General features: G+C 69.8%; 18 protein-coding genes and 1 tRNA gene. 13 read left to right on the top strand and 6 right to left on the bottom strand.

Features of this window, described 5'->3' with window-relative positions:
* Positions 1–129 precede the first annotated feature (129 nt).
* From FYC51_RS13565 to FYC51_RS13610, 10 genes are all read left to right on the top strand, one after another.
* Positions 130–573: a hypothetical protein gene (locus tag FYC51_RS13565; RefSeq protein WP_187432664.1), complete on the top strand. Its 444-nt coding sequence runs from the start codon at positions 130–132 to the stop codon at positions 571–573.
* A 52-nt stretch (positions 574–625) separates the two neighbouring features.
* Entirely contained in the window at positions 626–1894 is a 1269-nt protein-coding gene (hisS, locus tag FYC51_RS13570; protein ID WP_148734353.1) for a histidine--tRNA ligase, read from the top strand.
* Between the two features lie 191 nt (positions 1895–2085).
* Positions 2086–3003, top strand: a complete 918-nt coding sequence (locus FYC51_RS13575; RefSeq protein ID WP_148734354.1) for a hypothetical protein — start codon at positions 2086–2088, stop codon at positions 3001–3003.
* A 227-nt stretch (positions 3004–3230) separates the two neighbouring features.
* Positions 3231–4511: a phosphopyruvate hydratase gene (gene eno / locus FYC51_RS13580; RefSeq protein ID WP_148734355.1), complete on the top strand. Its 1281-nt coding sequence runs from the start codon at positions 3231–3233 to the stop codon at positions 4509–4511.
* 73 nt (positions 4512–4584) lie between these two features.
* Positions 4585–5511: an FtsB family cell division protein gene (locus FYC51_RS19615; RefSeq protein ID WP_238476387.1), complete on the top strand. Its 927-nt coding sequence runs from the start codon at positions 4585–4587 to the stop codon at positions 5509–5511.
* Entirely contained in the window at positions 5508–6068 is a 561-nt protein-coding gene (locus tag FYC51_RS13590; protein WP_148734356.1) for a DUF501 domain-containing protein, read from the top strand. Before FYC51_RS19615 ends, FYC51_RS13590 begins: the two co-directional genes overlap by 4 nt.
* Positions 6065–7345: a S8 family serine peptidase gene (locus FYC51_RS13595; protein WP_238476388.1), complete on the top strand. Its 1281-nt coding sequence runs from the start codon at positions 6065–6067 to the stop codon at positions 7343–7345. Before FYC51_RS13590 ends, FYC51_RS13595 begins: the two co-directional genes overlap by 4 nt.
* Before the next feature lie 34 nt (positions 7346–7379).
* Positions 7380–8831 carry an NAD(P)/FAD-dependent oxidoreductase gene (locus FYC51_RS13600; RefSeq protein ID WP_148734357.1) on the top strand — a complete coding sequence of 484 codons (1452 nt, stop codon included), beginning with the start codon at positions 7380–7382 and terminating at the stop codon, positions 8829–8831.
* A gap of 55 nt (positions 8832–8886) precedes the next feature.
* Positions 8887–8960, top strand: a tRNA-Leu gene (locus FYC51_RS13605).
* Positions 8961–9149: 189 nt separating this feature from the next.
* The gene (locus FYC51_RS13610) at positions 9150–9398 is read left to right on the top strand and encodes a three-helix bundle dimerization domain-containing protein (protein ID WP_148734358.1); all 249 of its coding nucleotides are present in this window, start codon (positions 9150–9152) and stop codon (positions 9396–9398) included.
* Positions 9399–9437: 39 nt separating this feature from the next.
* Here the strand turns inward: FYC51_RS13610 and FYC51_RS13615 are convergent, their stop codons facing one another.
* The 6 genes from FYC51_RS13615 to FYC51_RS19750 all read right to left on the bottom strand — a co-directional run bounded on the left by FYC51_RS13615 (position 9438) and on the right by FYC51_RS19750 (position 14096).
* Positions 9438–11417: an APC family permease gene (locus FYC51_RS13615; RefSeq protein ID WP_148734359.1), complete on the bottom strand. Its 1980-nt coding sequence runs from the start codon at positions 11415–11417 to the stop codon at positions 9438–9440.
* Positions 11418–11574: 157 nt separating this feature from the next.
* Positions 11575–11907, bottom strand: a complete 333-nt coding sequence (locus tag FYC51_RS19930; RefSeq protein WP_476561150.1) for a DUF7882 family protein — start codon at positions 11905–11907, stop codon at positions 11575–11577.
* Between the two features lie 274 nt (positions 11908–12181).
* Positions 12182–12499 (bottom strand): DUF7882 family protein, encoded by a 318-nt coding sequence (locus tag FYC51_RS13625; protein ID WP_148735320.1) that lies wholly within the window; start codon positions 12497–12499, stop codon positions 12182–12184.
* Positions 12500–12593: 94 nt separating this feature from the next.
* Positions 12594–12875, bottom strand: a complete 282-nt coding sequence (locus tag FYC51_RS13630; protein WP_148734361.1) for a hypothetical protein — start codon at positions 12873–12875, stop codon at positions 12594–12596.
* 409 nt (positions 12876–13284) lie between these two features.
* Positions 13285–13956 carry a DUF6766 family protein gene (locus FYC51_RS13635; protein ID WP_148734362.1) on the bottom strand — a complete coding sequence of 224 codons (672 nt, stop codon included), beginning with the start codon at positions 13954–13956 and terminating at the stop codon, positions 13285–13287.
* Positions 13957–13961: 5 nt separating this feature from the next.
* Positions 13962–14096, bottom strand: coding sequence for a hypothetical protein (locus FYC51_RS19750; protein WP_274379498.1), 135 nt, complete (start codon positions 14094–14096; stop codon positions 13962–13964).
* A gap of 355 nt (positions 14097–14451) precedes the next feature.
* Here FYC51_RS19750 and FYC51_RS13640 point away from each other — a divergent pair, with 355 nt between their 5' ends.
* From FYC51_RS13640 to FYC51_RS13650, 3 genes are read left to right on the top strand one after another with little or no spacing between them, the layout of a single operon-like run.
* Complete coding sequence (locus FYC51_RS13640) at positions 14452–15213, top strand: hypothetical protein (RefSeq protein WP_148734363.1); 762 nt, start codon at positions 14452–14454, stop codon at positions 15211–15213.
* Positions 15213–15662: a phage holin family protein gene (locus FYC51_RS13645; protein ID WP_148734364.1), complete on the top strand. Its 450-nt coding sequence runs from the start codon at positions 15213–15215 to the stop codon at positions 15660–15662. The genes FYC51_RS13640 and FYC51_RS13645 overlap by 1 nt, the downstream gene beginning before the upstream one ends.
* On the top strand, positions 15659–16348 hold the full coding sequence (locus FYC51_RS13650; protein ID WP_148734365.1) for a DUF3618 domain-containing protein: 690 nt from the start codon (positions 15659–15661) through the stop codon (positions 16346–16348). The genes FYC51_RS13645 and FYC51_RS13650 overlap by 4 nt, the downstream gene beginning before the upstream one ends.
* Positions 16349–16472 lie beyond the last annotated feature (124 nt).

Raw genomic sequence — 16472 nt, forward strand, 5'->3', positions numbered from 1 at the left:
CACGCGTCGAGGTCGCGCGCGGAGGCGCGTCGGGGTCGCGTGCGCACCGACGTCGGCGTACGGTCGGGGCAGGCGCATCACGCATCACCGCACGCATCACCGCACGGCGACGAGGGGATCGAGGGCGACATGGGCATCGAGGAGGAGCGGCTCGCCGAGTTCTTCGACGAGTACGCCGCGGCGCTGCGGGAGTTCGACGCCGAGGCGACCGCCCGGCTATGGGGCCTGCCCGGCATGATCGTCACCGACGACTTCGCGGGCGCGCTCGAGAGCCGCGCCGACATGGCCGCCGGGCTCGCGTCGTCGTACCCGCTCTACCGACGCCTCGGGCTCGAGTCCGCGCTGCCCGAGATCCTCGCCGTCAGCGCGCTCACCGACCGGATCTCGCTCGTCCGGGTGCGCTGGAGCTACCTCGACGCGGTCGACGAGGTCATCGTCACGACCGACTACGAGTACCTCGTGCGCGACGACGCCGACGCGCTGCACGTCTACCTCGCCGTGGGCATCGACGAGGCGGACGCGCTGCAGCGCGCCGCGCGCACGCGCGGCGTCGACCTCGACCTGTTCGGGTGAGGCCCGGCATCCGTCGCGGGATCGCTTCACCCGTGCTGGAAGAATGGTCGGCATGGCCGCATCCGTCACCCCTCCGCGCGGCATGCGCGACTTCCTCCCCGCCGAGAAGGCCCGGCGCGAGCACGCCCTCGGCGTGATCCGCGACGTCTACGCGGCGCACGGCTTCGATGAGATCGAGACGCCCGTGATGGAGGACTCCTCGCGGCTGCACGCCGGCCTCGGCGGCGACAACGAGAAGCTCGCGTTCGCCGTGATGAAGCGCGGCCTCACCGCCGACGACCTGGCGGCCGCCGCGGCATCCGGTGAGACGCTCTCGCTCGCCGACCTCGGCCTGCGCTACGACCTGACCGTGCCGCTCGCACGGTTCTACGCGACGCACCGCGCCGCGCTGCCGCCGGTCTTCCGGGCGATCCAGATCGCGCCGGTCTGGCGAGCCGAGCGTCCGCAGAAGGGTCGTTACCGCCAGTTCGTGCAGTGCGACATCGACATCATCGGCGAGGCCGGAGCGCTCGCCGAGCTCGAGCTGCTCACCGCCACGCTCGCCACGCTCGACGCGCTCGGGCTCGGCGGCTGCACGATCCGCCTCAACGACCGGCGCATCCTCGGCGGCATCCTGTCGTCGTGGAACGTGCCCGACCAACTGCGCGAGCGCGCGCTCATCACGATCGACAAGCTCGACAAGATCGGCACCGCCGGCGTCGCGGCCGAGCTCGTCGAGCTCGGGGCGGTCGACGCGTCGACGGAGGTCGCGGCGCAGCTCGAGGCGCTCACGGCCGCCGACTGGCACCTGCACGACGGCGTCGTAGCCCCGCCCGCGTGGCTCGACCTCGACGCCTACCGCGACCTGCTCGCGCTGCGCGAGGCGCTGCCCGACGCGGCGATCGAGTTCGACCCCACGCTCGTGCGCGGCATGGGCTACTACACCGGCACGATCTTCGAGATCGCCCACCCCGACTTCGGCTACTCCCTGGGCGGCGGCGGACGCTACGACCACATGATCGGGCGCTTCCTCGGCCAGGAGGTGCCGGCGTGCGGCTTCTCGATCGGGTTCGAGCGCATCGTCGACCTCCTCGCGATCCGCGACCACTCGCGCCCGCGCGCGGTCGTGCTGGTGTACGACCCCGACGTGTCCCCGTCGGAGCTGCTGCGCCTGAAGGACGAGCTCGTGTCGGGCGGCACCCGCGTGCGCCTCGAGCGCCGCGTCAAGAACCTGCGCGCCCTGCTCGACCGCGTGTCGGCCGACGGCTTCGACGCGTTCGCTCAGGTCGGCGCCGACACGACGGATGCCGCCTCCCTCGCGTTCCGCGACCTGTCCTCGTAGCCGCCACCGCGTCGCCGCGCCCGCGCTCGCCGCATCCCCGGAGTCGCTCTCCGCGCACCACTCCGCCGAACCGGCGCGGATGCAGGGTCCCGAGGCGCCGAACCCTGCATCAGCGCCGGTTCGATCCAATTCGCGCCTCACCCTGTGGAGAGTCCGTTTTCCCGCCGTACGTCGACCGGCACGCTGGGCGCGTGGCCCGTCGATCGCCGCTCCCGCCGTACCTCTCCGGAGCCAGCTTCAGCGTCGCGGACCACGCCTTCCACGGTGCCTCTCGCAACCGCCTCGTCGCCGCCGACATGCAGCGGCCGTTCACCGCGGTCCGTTCGGTAGGACTCGATCTCGCGGACGTGGCGGAGCGCTGCCGTGCCTACGAGCCCTTGCTCCGGCCGGGCGAGGCGTTCAGCCACCTGACTGCGGCGGAGCTGTTCGGCGTGCCGACGCCGAGTAGGTCCCACGCCCTGCATCTCTTGGCGCCGCCCGGGGCGACGAGGGCTCGTGGGCGAGGAGTCGTCGGCCACGAGGCATCCGTCGGGGCGCCGATCGTGTTGCATCGCGATCTGCCGGTGGTCGCACCGGCCCACGTGTGGTGCCAGCTTGCGAGCGCGCTCGCTCTCGACGACCTGATCGCCGTTGGCGATGCGATCGTCACTGGGCGACGGAGGGGTGTGGTGCGTGCTCCTGCACTCGCATCGCTGCGCGATCTCCGAAGCGCGGTCGATGCATGGGGATCCCGTCGCGGAGCGCGAGCGCTTGCGTCCGCTCTGCCGCGCGTACGCGTCGGCGCGGAGTCGAGACGTGAGACGCACACGCGGCTGGTCCTGGTCGACGCGGGTCTGCCGGAGCCGATCCCCAACCCGCCGATCCGGCTCGCGAACGGCGAAGTGCGGCATCCGGATCTCGCCTACGTCCAGTGGCGCATCGCGTTCGAGTACCTCGGCGACCGGCACCGTGACGATCGGTCGCGGTGGCAGGGGGACATCCGTCGGCGACGGGAGTTCGAGCGCAGCGGCTGGCGGGTGATCGACGTGACTGCGGACGATCTCGGCCCGGCCCGTCTCGAGTTCCTCGCGTCAGTGCGTGGGCTCCTGGCGACGATCGGGCGGTCGTGACGTCGAAAGGCGCCGATCCGTCGTAGATGCACGGTCCCGGTCGAACGAACCCTGCATCTGCGACGGCTCGGTGAGCGGATGCCGCGGTGCGATGTGCGGCGCGAGCGAGCGGATGCCGCGCGCCCGCGGCATCCGCGGCACGTCACGCGTGAGCGCGCCTCACTAGACTGGCTGGCGGATCACGACGGAGTCGTCCGACGCACACCCCCATCACAGAGGAGTTCACTGTGGCATTCATCGAAGCTGTAGGCGCCCGCGAGATTCTCGACTCTCGCGGCAACCCGACCGTCGAGGTGGAGGTGCTGCTCGACGACGGCTCGCTGGCGCGCGCGGCCGTTCCCTCGGGCGCGTCGACCGGTGCCTTCGAGGCGTACGAGCTGCGCGACGGCGACAGCGACCGCTACCTCGGCAAGGGCGTGCAGAAGGCCGTCGACGCCGTGCTCGACGAGCTCGGCCCGGCGATCGAAGACCTCGACGCCGCCGACCAGCGCCTCGTCGATGCCGCGCTCATCGAGGCCGACGGCACCGACAACAAGAGCCGCCTCGGCGCGAACGCCATCCTCGGCGTGAGCCTCGCCGTCGCGAAGGCCGCCGCCGACTCGGCCGACCTTCCGCTGTTCCGCTACCTCGGCGGCCCCAACGCGCACGTGCTGCCCGTGCCGATGATGAACATCATCAACGGCGGCGCGCACGCCGACACCGGCGTCGACATCCAGGAGTTCATGGTCCTGCCGATCGGCGCGCCGACGTACTCCGAGGGCCTCCGCTGGGGCGTCGAGACGTACCACGCGCTGAAGAGCCTGCTGAAGTCGAAGGGCCTCTCGACCGGCCTCGGCGACGAGGGCGGCTTCGCCCCCGACTTCGAGCACAACCGCGCAGCGCTCGACTTCATCGCCGAGGCGATCGGCAAGGCCGGCTTCACGCTCGGCACCGACATCGCGCTCGGCCTCGACGTCGCCGCCAGCGAGTTCTACGAGAACGGCGTCTACCGCTTCGAGGGCAAGGACCGCACGTCGGCCGAGATGAACGCGTACTACGCCGAGCTCGCCGACGCGTACCCGCTCATCTCGATCGAGGACCCGCTGAACGAGGACGACTGGGAGGGCTGGGCAGCGCTCACGTCCGAGCTCGGCACGAAGCTCCAGCTCGTCGGCGACGACCTGTTCGTCACCAACCCCGCGCGCCTCGCCGACGGCATCGCCCGTCACGCGGGCAACTCGATCCTCGTGAAGGTCAACCAGATCGGCACGCTCACCGAGACGCTCGACGCCGTGAAGCTCGCGCAGCGCGCCGGCTACACCGCGGTGCTCTCGCACCGCTCGGGCGAGACCGAGGACACGACCATCGCCGACCTCGCCGTCGCGACCGACTGCGGTCAGATCAAGACGGGCGCGCCCGCCCGGTCGGAGCGCGTCGCCAAGTACAATCAGCTCCTGAGGATCGAAGAAGAACTCGGTGAGGCCGCGGTGTACGCGGGCCGCACGGCGTTCCCGCGATTCACGGCCTGAGCAGACAGAGGTCATGACGGGGGCGGCCGTGGGGCCGCCCCCGTTCTCCTTTCCGGGTCGGTGAGGAGGGGCGATGCAACCCGATGCTCCGCGCCCTACGCGCTCGTCGGGCGTGCCGCGCCGGCCCGCCGTCCCCGGTCGTCCGGGCGCGGTTCCCGGTGCATCGAAGTCGGATGCCGCAGCGAAGCCGAAGCCGACGACGGCACCGAAGATCTCGAAGGCGGATGCCGCGAAGAGTACCGCGGCGAAGGGCGCCGCCCCCAAGGGCGCCGTCCCCAAGGGCGCCGTCCCGAGGGGCAACGCGGCGAAGGGCACCGCGACGACCGGATCGAAGGCTTCGGCGTCGAAGCCGGCCAAGGGCGGGGCGGCCTCCGCGAAGGCAACCACGTCCGCGAAGGGCTCGACGTCGGCATCCGCGTCGAAGACCTCACGCCCGGCTCGCGGCGGCAACGGCTCGACCCGCCCGCCAAGGGCCCGCTCGAAGGCGAGGTCGGGCGGAGCAGCGTCGACCGACCGCGCGGGGTGGCTCAGCGGCATCCGATTCTCAGGGTTCTCGCTCATCATGATGGGTGTGCTCGTGCTCGCGGTGGTGGTGCTCGCGCCGACGATCGCGGCGTTCGCGCAGCAGCGCCAACAGATCGCGGAGCTGCGCGCCGCCGTCTCCGCGCAGGAGGCGGAGGTGCAGCGCCTGCGCGACGGACGCGAACGCTGGAACGACGAGACGTTCATCATGACCCAGGCCCGCGAGCGGCTGTACTACGTGATGCCGGGCGAGGTGAGCTACCTCGTCATCGACGACCGCTCAGAGGCGGCGAAGGCGGATGCAACCGCCGCCGTCTCGGCCGAGGTGACCGAATCGAAGGGCGACTGGATGCGCACCCTGCTGGACTCCGTGATGACCGCGGGGCTCGCTCCTGCGCCGACGGATCCGACGGATGCACCCGTCGAGACGCCCGCTGACGCGCCGGTGGGCGCGCCGGCCGAGGGGAGCGGACGATGAGGCCGCCGTTCCCGCCCGTGAGCGAGCGCGACATCCGGATCGTCTCGGCGCAGCTGGGCCGCCGGGCCCGCGACGTCGTCGGCATCCCCGCTCGCTGCGTGTGCGGCGCGCCCACCGTGGTCGCGACGCGGCCGCGCCTCTCCGACGGAACGCCGTTCCCCACCTTCTACTACCTGACGCACCCCGTCGCGACGGCGGCGATGTCGTTCCTCGAGGCCGCGCAGGTCATGGTCGAGTGCAACGAGCTGCTCGCGGCCGACGCCGACGTGCGCGCCGGCTACGAGCAGGCGCACGTCGACTACCTCGCCGACCGCGAGTCGATCGAGGTCGTGGCCGAGCTCGCCGGCATCTCGGCGGGCGGGATGCCGACGCGCGTGAAGTGCCTCCACGCCCTCGCCGCCCACGCGCTCTCGGCCGGCCCGGGCGCGAACCCGATCGGCGACCTCGCGCTCGAGCGCTCGACGTGGACGCCCGACGTGTGCCAGTGCCCCGACTACGGCGTCGACGTGCCCGACCCCGAGGACCCCGCGGACGACGACACCGGAGGGCGCGCGTGACGCGTCGCGTCCGTCGTCCCCTCGCCGTCGTGGCGCGGGCGGCCGCCGTCGCCACCGTGGCGACGACGATCGCGCTCGTGGGCGCGGCACCAGCGCACGCGGACACCGTGCGCGACCTCGAGTACTGGCTCACCGACTACGGCTTCACCACCGCCTGGAACACCACCCGCGGCGAGGGCGTCACGGTCGCGATCATCGACACGGGCGTGAACGGCAACGTCGCCGAGCTCAGGGGCGCGGTCGTCGGCGGCACGGATGTCTCGGGCATCGGCAGCCCCGACGGGCAGACCCCCGTCGGCGACGACCCGAACCACGGCACGATGGTCGCGTCGCTCCTCGCCGGTCGCGGCACGGGCGAGGGCAACGGCGTGATCGGCATCGCCCCGCAGGCCGACCTGCTCACCGTCTCGGTGGCGTTCGGGCAGGACACCGGCGCCGAGAAGTCGAACGACGACCAGATCGCCGAGGCCGTGAAATGGGCCGTCGACAGCGGCGCGGACGTCATCAACATGTCGCTCACGCGCAACACCCGCGACTGGCCCGAGAGCTGGGACGAGGCGTTCCTCTACGCGTTCGAGCACGACGTCGTGATCGTCGCCGCGGCCGGCAACCGGGGGAGCGGCACGAGCGAGGTGGGCGCGCCGGCGACGATCCCGGGCGTGCTCACGGTGGCGGGCGTTGACAAGGAGAAGAACGCGAGCTTCGACGCGAGCTCGCAGGGCATCACCATCGCGGTCGCCGCACCGAGCGAGGACCTCGTCGGCGTGCTGCCCGACGGCAGCTATGTGCAGTGGAGCGGCACCAGCGCGGCGGCCCCGATCGTGTCGGGCCTCGCGGCGCTCGTGCGCAGCGAGTATCCCGAGCTGAGCGCGGCCAACGTCATCGAACGACTCATTCGGACGGCCGATCCGCACGGACAGTCGGTGCCGAGTCCGCTCTACGGATGGGGCATCATCGACCCCGTCCCGGCGCTCACGGCCGACGTGCCCGAGATCGAGGACAACCCGCTCGGCAGCCTCGCAGCGTGGATCACCCTGCACCGGCGGGCGGATGCCCCGACCTCCGAGGGCGGCGACGAATCCCAGGAGGTCGTGCCGATCGCCGACCCACCGCTGCCGCGATCCGACGAGGCGAAGACCCTCCTGCCGACGGCATGGACGCTCGCCTATATCACGGTGCCGCTCTCGTTGGTCGCCGGATTTGGTACGCTAGCAGCGCTGTTGGGCATCGGCGCCACTCGGCATACCAGGCGGACTGTCCGCACTCGCGAGCAGTGATCGCAAGCAACAGATACTGAGGAGTCCATTCACCGTGCCCAAGATTCTCATCGTCGGTGGCGGCTATGCGGGGTTCTACACAGCGTGGAAGCTCGAGAAGTGGCTGCGCGCGGGCGAGGCCGAGGTCACGATCGTCGACCCGCTCCCGTACATGACGTACCAGCCGTTCCTCCCCGAGGTCGCCGCGGGCTCGATCGAGCCCCGTCACGCGGTCGTCTCGCAGCGCCGGCACCTGAAGAAGACCAACGTCGTCACGGCCAAGGTCACCCGCATCGACCACGCGTCGAAGACGGCCACGATCACGCCCGAGCTGGGTGAGCCGTGGGAGTTCGAGTACGACGTCGTCGTCGTCACGGGCGGCGCCGTGTCGCGCACCTTCCCGATCCCCGGCATCGCCGAGAACGCGATCGGGCTGAAGGCCATCGAGGAGGCCGTCGCGATCCGCGACCGCGTGCTCAGCAACTTCGACAAGGCGGCGAACCTCCCGCCCGGCCCCGAGCGCGAGCGCCTGCTCACGTTCGTCGTCGTCGGCGGCGGCTTCGCGGGCATCGAGGTGTTCGCCGAGCTCCGCTCGTTCGCCAGCGCGCTGCTCGAGTACTACCCGCAGCTCACGTTCGACGAGACGCACTTCCACCTCATCGAGGCCATGGGCCGCATCATGCCCGAGGTGTCGCTCGAGACCAGCCACTGGGTGATCAAGCACCTCGCGCAGCGCGGTGCCGAGATCCACCTCGACACGCAGCTCACGAGCGCGGTCGACGGCAAGATCGAGCTCTCGACGGGCGAGACCTTCGAGTCCGACCTCATCGTCTGGACCGCGGGTGTCATGGCCAACCCCGCGATCGTGCGCTCGAGCGACCTTCCCGTCGAGGAGCGCGGCCGCGTCATGACGCGCGCCGACCTCCGCGTCGGCGACGAAGACGACTTCGTGCCCGACGCATGGGCGGCCGGCGACATCGCCGCCGTGCCCGACCTGTCGGGCGGTGGCGTGGGCGGCTACTGCGTGCCGAACGCGCAGCACGCCGTGCGCCAGGGCAAGCTCCTCGCGAAGAACATCGTCGCGGTCCTTCGCGGTGAGGAGCCGAAGGAGTACTTCCACAAGAACCTCGGTGCGGTCGCCGGTCTCGGCATCGGCTCGGGCGTGTTCCAGTCGGGCAAGCTCGCGCTCAAGGGCCTCATCGCCTGGTTCGCGCACCGCGGCTACCACGGCCTCGCCATGCCCAGCTGGGAGCGCAAGTTCCGCGTGTTCTGGGGCTGGTGGAACAACTTCTGGCTCGGCCGCGACATCGTGTCGCTCTCGGCGCTGCAGCAGCCGCGTGCCCAGTTCGAGCTGTTCGCCGCGCGCCCGAAGCCGCCGGCCGCCGCCGCGCCCGCACCGGCTCCCGCCGTGGCATCCGGCAAGGCCGCACCGAAGGCCGTGAAGGCCCCGGCCGAGGCCAAGCCCGCGAAGGCCGATGCGAAGGCCGAGCCGGTCGCCGCCAAGTGACCCCGGTCTCCGCGAAGTAGTGTTGACGCGGCGTCGCCCTTCGGGGCGGCGCCGCGCTCCCGTAGCCCAACTGGCAGAGGCAGGCGACTTAAACTCGCCGAAGTCTGGGTTCGAATCCCAGCGGGAGCACCGTGATCGGTCCCCTCGGATCCGGGGAATCATGCGGGAGTCGGGTTGGTCAGGCCTCCGCCGATGGGGCAACCGGCGATACTTTGGCAACAACTGCGGCCGAGCGCTCACGACTGGACGCAGCTTGATCCGTGCACCTGCATGGACAAGCTACCGACGCATCCGAGATGCCATTCATCTCGTGTTCGATTGACGACCACCCGCATGCAAGGTGAAACTCCCACCATCCAGACACCGGACGAAGAGCGCGAACTCGCCGAGGTGATCGATCGTCTGATCACGAGATTCCCCGCGGCGCGTCGGGCGGAGGTCGAAGGCGCGGTGACGGTGGAGTACCTCGCCCTTGACGGCAACCGCGTGCGCGACTTCGTTCCCGTTCTCGTCGAGAAACAGGCCAAGAAGCGGCTCGAGAAGGCTGACGGCGACACGAAAGACTGACCAGCGCCTGCCCCGGTCGTCGCTACTGGCACGAACCGTTCAGCCGCCCACGTGGATCACCGGTCGCTCGGCGGGGTCCTTCTCGACCTCACGGATGATCTCGCGCACGACCGGGGGCGTGTCGCCGCGTCCGAGCAGGATGTAGCGGACCATGTGCAGGAGCGGATTGCCCTCGGACCACTCGAAGTACGCGTGCGGCTGCACCCCGGTCACGTCGCGCATCGCCAGCAGGATCGCGGCGATCGCGTTCGGCGCCGCGGGACTGTCGGCACGAAGCACCCGGTGGCCGTCGACCGCGACGCCACGCACCTGCAGCACCTCCCGGAACTCGGACGGGTCGACCACCTCGATCTCGAGGAACATCACGTCTGCTCGACCCGGCACGGGGTTGAGTCGACGCTGCGTCATCTCCTTCTCGGCGTACTCGGCCGCGTCACCTGTTGTGCGTCGGTTCGCGATCAGGTTGAGCCGGCCGTCGTAGAGGAGTGAGTCGGCGATGAACCGACGGGCTGTGTCGTCGAACTCGATCCGCTCGGCCCGGATCTCGGTCGTCCGCGTGAGGCGTGAGACCACCGAGATGACGACGATGCCGAGGATGAACAGCGCCGAGATCGCGAGCCCGTCGGGCCGCTCGATCACGTTGGCGACGAGCGCGTAGCCGAGGATCGCCGTCAGGACGGCGAATCGGACGATCGAGCGCGGTGTGCGGCGGCGGACCGCGGAGATCAGGACGGCGACCGCGGCCGACACCATCATCGCCAGGATGCCGGTCGCGTAGGCACCCGCCTGCGCATCGACATCCGCCTCGAACGCGATCGTGATGATGATGCTGATCGCCGTGTACACCAGCACGACGGGGCGGATCGCGCGGCTCCATTCGGGCGCCATCCCATATGCCGGGAGGTACCGCGGCACGATGTTGATCAGTCCGGCCATCGCCGACGCTCCGGCGAACCAGAGGATCAGGATGCTGCTGAGGTCGTAGACGGTTCCGAACGCATCGCCGAAGAACCCGTGCGCAAGGTACGCGAGCGCTCGGCCGTTCGCCTCACCACCCGGCTCGAACGCCGCCGGTGGGATCAACAGCGTTGTCACGAGGCTGCTCGTGATCAGGAAAAGGCTCATGATGACCGCTGCCGTCGTGAGCAGCTTCCGCGTGTTCCGGATGCGCGAGGCGAGCCGGTCCTGCCGGGCCTGACCGTTCGCGCTGACGAGGGGCATCATGCTGACCCCGGTCTCGAACCCCGAGAGCCCGAGCACGAGCAGGGGGAACGCGAGCAGGGCCGGAAGCAGAACGCTGGAGAACCCGCCACCGCTCGCGGTCAGCGCCGCCCACCAATCGTCGACGACCACCGGATCGGCGGCCAGCTCGATCAGGCCGGTGACGATGACAGTCGCGTTGAGCCCGAGGAACACCGCCACGAGGGGGATGGCGACATTCACCGCCTCCGTGAACCCGAGCAGGAACACCCCGCCGAGGATGAGCAGCAGCACGATGGTGATCGCGACGGCCTGCCCCTGCAACGCATCAGGAGCGAGCGGGTTCTCGATGAGGTGCACCGTGGCGTCCGCAGATGACAGCGTGATGGTGATGATCCACGAGGTGGCGACGAAGCCGAGCAGCGCGAGGACGAATATCTTCCCCCGCCAGAAGGGGAGCAATCGCTCGAGCATCGCGATCGAACCCTGCCCGTGCGGGCTCTCCTCGGCGACCCTCCGGTACATGGGCAGCACCCCGAGCAGGGTCAAGGCGACGATCAGCAGCGTGGCGATCGGCGACACGGCGCCAGCCGCGAGGACGGCGATCGACGGCAGGTAGGACAGGGTGGAGAAGTAGTCGACGCCCGTCAGGGACATCACCTTCCACCAGGAGTGCTGCGGGACCGTCGACTCCTCGATCTCGGGACCGGCGGGTGGCACCTTGTGCTGGAAGAGCCATCGCGAGAGCGGGGTCCGCGGGCGACCGGCTGCAGGGCCCGGCACGCTGGCCGGGAACTCGAACTCGGTCCAATCGCGCATCTGCCAGCTCCTCCTACAAGATCTCGGCGGACGCCTCGCATGGCACCAGCGATGCAACACCCGCGCGGATGCCGCGGAGCCGATCCTTACGGATCCCTAACGCCCAGACGCCGATCCCTCACGGCGCGCTAACGCCTCCCGTACAGGTTCTTCGACGTCAGCAGGCGGCTTGGCCGATCACGAGTACAGGCCGGAGAAATCGCGCTGTGCGCATCGAGGGAGAGCAACGAGCCCTGCGTTGGTGTTGACGGCGATCATCTGCCGGTCGAGCCAGTGCTTGTCGCGCGGTACCCGCACCGCGGTATCGAACTCGGCACGGACGAACGCGATGTGTGAGGAACACGCGCTGTTCCAGGCCACACTCATCGGTCCAGCTCATGAGGACTGGTTCGTAGCGGCGCAGCTTGGTGGTGATGATGGTGAACACGTGATCGAGGAGTTCATCCTCCAAGACGATTGGACCCGCACCATCGAGGTGCAATGCACCCATGACTCTGACGAAGTGCCGCCTTGGCACGCGAAGGCGAGACGCAGAGTCGTTTGGTGTGCCGGCCCGTCCTTCAACGCGTTCGCCCCCGGCGACTGCGGCGGACGGGCCGACATCTAGCCGATGCCCCTAGGATCGGCTGGCTCCATCTCACCTCGGCGGCGTCGATCCGCGAAATCGGTTGGTCGACCCTTGACTTCCCAGCTTGGCGGATGAAAGGCGAGCGCCCCTCCCACCCGGAGTTCGGAGGACGAGCCGAAGAGGTTCTCGCGCGATGTCAGGTGGTCGCGTCGGGCATGATCGGAACGTCCTCGGCCATGATGATGAGACCGCCGCCCTTGGACGCGGAATCCGCGAGCTTCTCAGCCCACGCGAAGTTCAACTTCGGTTCGCGCCCACCGGCGTACTCGAAATAGATCGGGACGCCGTTGTCGATCCAGACCGCACGCCGCCCCTCGCCGGATGATGCAGGAGCCTTCCAGGCCATGAAGAAGTTCTCACCGCGACGGAGCTTCACTCCGATGATCAGCTGTAGATGGGCGAGCTGTCGATCGTCCATCTCGAATGCGTGGTTCCCGTAGTGCAGTTTCCCCATCTTGGTCCTCCCGCGAAGAACGGTAGCGCGAGGTGCGCTGCGCACGTGAGAACCGTCCGGGGCTTGATCACGTCTGACGCTTCCGCTAGCCGACCTAGAGCAGGTCAATCGAGCTGAACCACGCCTGTGGACGCCAATCCACCTCCACCTCTGCGGCGGGCTCCGATGGATCGTCGTCCACGTCGGCGACCTCGATGGAGAGGCTCATGCCGGGTGAGACGAGAACGCGCACCGAACGATCGGGTGTCCGAATGATCTCCACGAATCCGCCGCCGGCTCGCAGCTGTTCGGTGATCCTGCCCATGACCGCATCAGCGCTGTCGCCCGGAGGGAGAAAGTGATCTCGCCCCTCGATCCTGATACTCGCCTGCAGCATGCGTGCTTCCCGTCTGCGTCTACGTGTGGTCCCGGTTCGCTGCCGCCCGACTCGATTCGCCAGGGACCACACATCCGTCGATTCTCAGTTACGAGACTCATGGAGCCGGCGACCTGAGTGGCTCGGGTCAGCCCGCGTCGGACGCGATCCCGTTGGCCGGCAATACGGTTGTACCCCCTCACCCGCCTCTGCGCGCACCCCTTGACACGCAACACGCGCGCCGCGGCGCGAGAGCTGGGGTGCGGCTCGGGGTGCTTGCGGGGTGAAATGCACGGGCGGGGTGGCGCGAGCGAACTGCGTCGAAACCCGAATCCAGAAATGGCAAAGTGGCTGCCCTCGCGGACGGGATCAGCCTGCCTGTGAGGCTGCGATGAGACCGTGGCGGCGGTGCCGGAGGACGACGCCGGTGCTACTCGGGGCTGATCGCGCCCTCGCGGTGCGGCGTCCCGACGGGTTTGGACTCGGAACTGCCGCGCTGGCGGAGCACGATCGACAGCGCGACCATGCTGCCGACCGCGAGGAATTCCGACTGCCAGTTCTGCAGCGTGCGGTTCCAGAAGTCGGCCGACAGCAGGTACTCGCCGAAGGTCAGCAGCTCCTGTCCGTGCTGGGCCTGCTCCTGGTTGTATACTGTGTGCCCGGCGATGCCCTGCGCGAGCCACGACAGCAGGAAGATCGCGCCCATCGTGAGCAGCAGCGAGTTGCTGTAGACGACCTGGCGCCAGCCCGTCGCCTTCGCCCACTTCGGCGAATCGGGCTCCGCGTACCTGCCGACCTTCTGCTGCTCGTCCGAGCCGGTCCCCTCGTGGCCGGGCTTCTTCGACTCGGGCGATCCATCCTGCACGAGCCAGATCGTGGCGAAGATGAAGAGGAAGAACTGCAGGTACTCGGACTGCCAGTTCTCGGCCACGTCGACGACGAAGTCCGACGACGTGACGAACTGCACCCACGTCACGACCTCCGCGCCGTGCGCGAGCTGCTCCTCGTTGAAGGCGAAGAGTCCGGCGATCGACTGGCCAACGAGGGCGAGCACGAAGATCACCGCGAAGAAGATGCTGAGCGAGTGCTGTCTGAGGCGCATGCCGGTCACCGTCCCGAGAGTGCGATGGCGTACATGTACAGGAGACCGACGGCGATCGCCGTCAGCCATGACGTGAACACGACCTTCATGCGGCGAACGTAACCCCAGGCCGTGGTGGCGGGCACGGGCTTGACGACCACCGCCCCATCCGTGCCGATCTGCGCCCCGCCCAGGCCGTCGCCGCGGCATCGGCAGGCCGCGCGGCCTCCGCATCGCCGAGCAGGCGCAGGGACGCGGCCTTGCCGTGGTGGTGCGCCGCATCCTCCAGCGTCATCGGACTGTGCAGTCCGAGCGCGACGTCGTGCTCGGCGCGCGATTTCCGCCCGTCGCGCAGGAACCGCGCGCGTGCGTTATACGCGCCCGGTTCTGGCTTCGCAAGGGACTTCTTCCGCTTCTCGCTCCGTACGTACCGTGTTCGCACCCGAACCGACGGGCTGCCGATGCACCATCGGGGCGTCGAGCCCGTCGGCCCAGATGCAGGAATGAGGGCTGACGATGACCAACAGTTACCCGTCGAACACGCCAGGCGGCGTCCCCGCCGCCGACACGACCCCGGAGCAGTCCGGCGATCTCCGCGACGACGTCTCGACGCTCGCTTCGGATGCCGGCGACGCCGGCCGGCACGTCGTCGACGTGGCCAAGGACGAGACCCGCTCCGTCGCCTCGGAGACGAAGCACCAGGCTCGCCGGTTCCTCGGCCAGGTGGGCGACGAGCTCAGCACCCAGGCAGCAACGCAGCAGACGCGGTTGGCCGGCGGGCTGCGGTCGGCGGGCTCCGAGTTCTCGGAGATGGCGAACGCCTCGACCAGTTCTGGCTACGCCTCCGAGCTGGTGCGCGGAGCCGGCGAGCGCGCCGACTCCGTGGCACGTTGGCTCGAGCAGCGCGACCCGCGTTCGGTGCTCGAAGAGGTCAAGGGCTTCGCGCGTCGTCGCCCCGGCGTCTTCATCGCCATCGCGATCGGCGCCGGCGTCCTCGCCGGCCGCGTCACGCGGGCGATCATGTCGCCGCCCGATGAGGAGGGCTCCGCCGGACGTCGCGCGATGACCACCGGTCGCGCCGACTTCACGGCGCCGCCGGTGCCTCCGGTCCGCGAGGTGCAGCCTCCCGCGACAACCACGGTCGGCACCGGATACACCGGTAGCACCGGCACCGGAACCACCGGGGCCGCGACGATCGGCACCGGCACGATACCCGGCACGGGCGTCGGCGGGGCCGGGGGCGGCACGTACGGCTCGCCGGGGACGGGCGGTGCCTGATGGGCGACCCACGTCACTCGTACGACGCGTCGTACGACCCGTCGCTGACGCCGTCCGAGCGGCAGGCTGAGGCGACCTCGCTCGGCGATCTCCTCGCCGAGGTCTCGCGCGACGTGTCCACGCTCATGCGGCAGGAGGTCGAGCTCGCGAAGGCCGAGATCCGCGAGTCCGCGAAGCGGGCCGGGCGCGGTGCCGGACTCCTGGGCGGCGCCGGCGTGGCCGGACTGCTCGCCCTGGTGTTCCTGTCCGTCGCACTCTGGTGGGGGCTCGGCTACGTGATGGGCAACGCGTGGTCGGCCGTGATCGTGGCCGTCCTCTGGGGCGTCGTCGCCCTGGTGCTCGCCCTCACCGGCAAGAAGCAGATCGAGGAGATCAGCGGGGTCCCGCAGACGGTCGAGACCGTGAAGGAGATCCCGGAGACGTTGAAGAGGAATGAGGAGAACCGATGAGCAACCCGGATGAGATCCGCGCCGACATCGAACGCACTCGTGCAGAGCTCGGACAGGATGTCGACGCCCTTGCCGACAAGGTGACGCCGTCGAAGATCGCCGAACGTCAGACCCGCAGGATGCGTCGTGCGCTGACCTCGGTCAAGGACCGAGTCATGGGCGTTGCGTCCGACGTCGGCGATACCGCCCACGACGCCGCGGAGCATGTCGGCGACGCGGTCAGCGACGCGCCGCGAAAGGTCGCGTCCACCACGCGTGGCAACCCGATCGCCGTCGGCCTGATCGCCTTCGGCGTCGGCTGGCTGGCCGCATCGCTGGTCCCGGCGTCGAAGGTCGAGCGTCAGGTCGCCGACCAGGCGAAGGACGCCGCGGCACCCCTGGTCGATGAGGTGAAGGAGGTCGCCGCCGAGGCGGCCGATAACCTCCGTGAGCCCGCGAAAGAGGCGGCCGAGGCCGTCAAGGAGCGTGCCACCGAGGCCGTTGAGACGGTCCGCCAGGAAGGCGAGGCGGCCGCGTCCGAGGTCGGCAGCGAGGCCAAGCACACGGCCGAGCGGCACGCGCCGACGTCTGACCGGTCGGTCGCGGACCCGGCTTCCGCACCTCCGTCGACGTCGGGTGACCCGTCGACGCAACGACCGTCGCCTTCGGGCGCGGTGCCTTCGTCGTCGGAGCCCTTCGGGGTCTAGTCCACCGCGAACTGACGGGCGCGGGATCCGATCGGATCCTGCGCCCGTCGACGTGCGGGCGGATGCGCGAAAGGCGTGCGCTGCATGAACGGGGTCTCCCGTGAGGTTGACGAGCTGTCCATGC

It is taken from the genome of Agromyces mariniharenae (assembly GCF_008122505.1).
In the GTDB taxonomy this organism is placed as follows: domain Bacteria; phylum Actinomycetota; class Actinomycetes; order Actinomycetales; family Microbacteriaceae; genus Agromyces; species Agromyces mariniharenae.

What these genes read in the sequence shown, in the direction of transcription:
- FYC51_RS13590 (WP_148734356.1), top strand. Translation starts at nt 5,508, where the DNA reads ATGAGGCCGCCGTTCCCGCCCGTGAGCGAGCGCGACATCCGGATCGTC.
- FYC51_RS13615 (WP_148734359.1), bottom strand. Translation starts at nt 11,417, where the DNA reads ATGCGCGATTGGACCGAGTTCGAGTTCCCGGCCAGCGTGCCGGGCCCT.
- FYC51_RS13625 (WP_148735320.1), bottom strand. Translation starts at nt 12,499, where the DNA reads ATGGGGAAACTGCACTACGGGAACCACGCATTCGAGATGGACGATCGA.
- FYC51_RS13650 (WP_148734365.1), top strand. Translation starts at nt 15,659, where the DNA reads ATGAGCAACCCGGATGAGATCCGCGCCGACATCGAACGCACTCGTGCA.
- FYC51_RS13630 (WP_148734361.1), bottom strand. Translation starts at nt 12,875, where the DNA reads ATGCTGCAGGCGAGTATCAGGATCGAGGGGCGAGATCACTTTCTCCCT.
- FYC51_RS13640 (WP_148734363.1), top strand. Translation starts at nt 14,452, where the DNA reads ATGACCAACAGTTACCCGTCGAACACGCCAGGCGGCGTCCCCGCCGCC.
- hisS (WP_148734353.1), top strand. Translation starts at nt 626, where the DNA reads ATGGCCGCATCCGTCACCCCTCCGCGCGGCATGCGCGACTTCCTCCCC.
- FYC51_RS19615 (WP_238476387.1), top strand. Translation starts at nt 4,585, where the DNA reads ATGCAACCCGATGCTCCGCGCCCTACGCGCTCGTCGGGCGTGCCGCGC.
- FYC51_RS19930 (WP_476561150.1), bottom strand. Translation starts at nt 11,907, where the DNA reads ATGGGTGCATTGCACCTCGATGGTGCGGGTCCAATCGTCTTGGAGGAT.
- FYC51_RS13635 (WP_148734362.1), bottom strand. Translation starts at nt 13,956, where the DNA reads ATGCGCCTCAGACAGCACTCGCTCAGCATCTTCTTCGCGGTGATCTTC.
- FYC51_RS13645 (WP_148734364.1), top strand. Translation starts at nt 15,213, where the DNA reads ATGGGCGACCCACGTCACTCGTACGACGCGTCGTACGACCCGTCGCTG.
- FYC51_RS13565 (WP_187432664.1), top strand. Translation starts at nt 130, where the DNA reads ATGGGCATCGAGGAGGAGCGGCTCGCCGAGTTCTTCGACGAGTACGCC.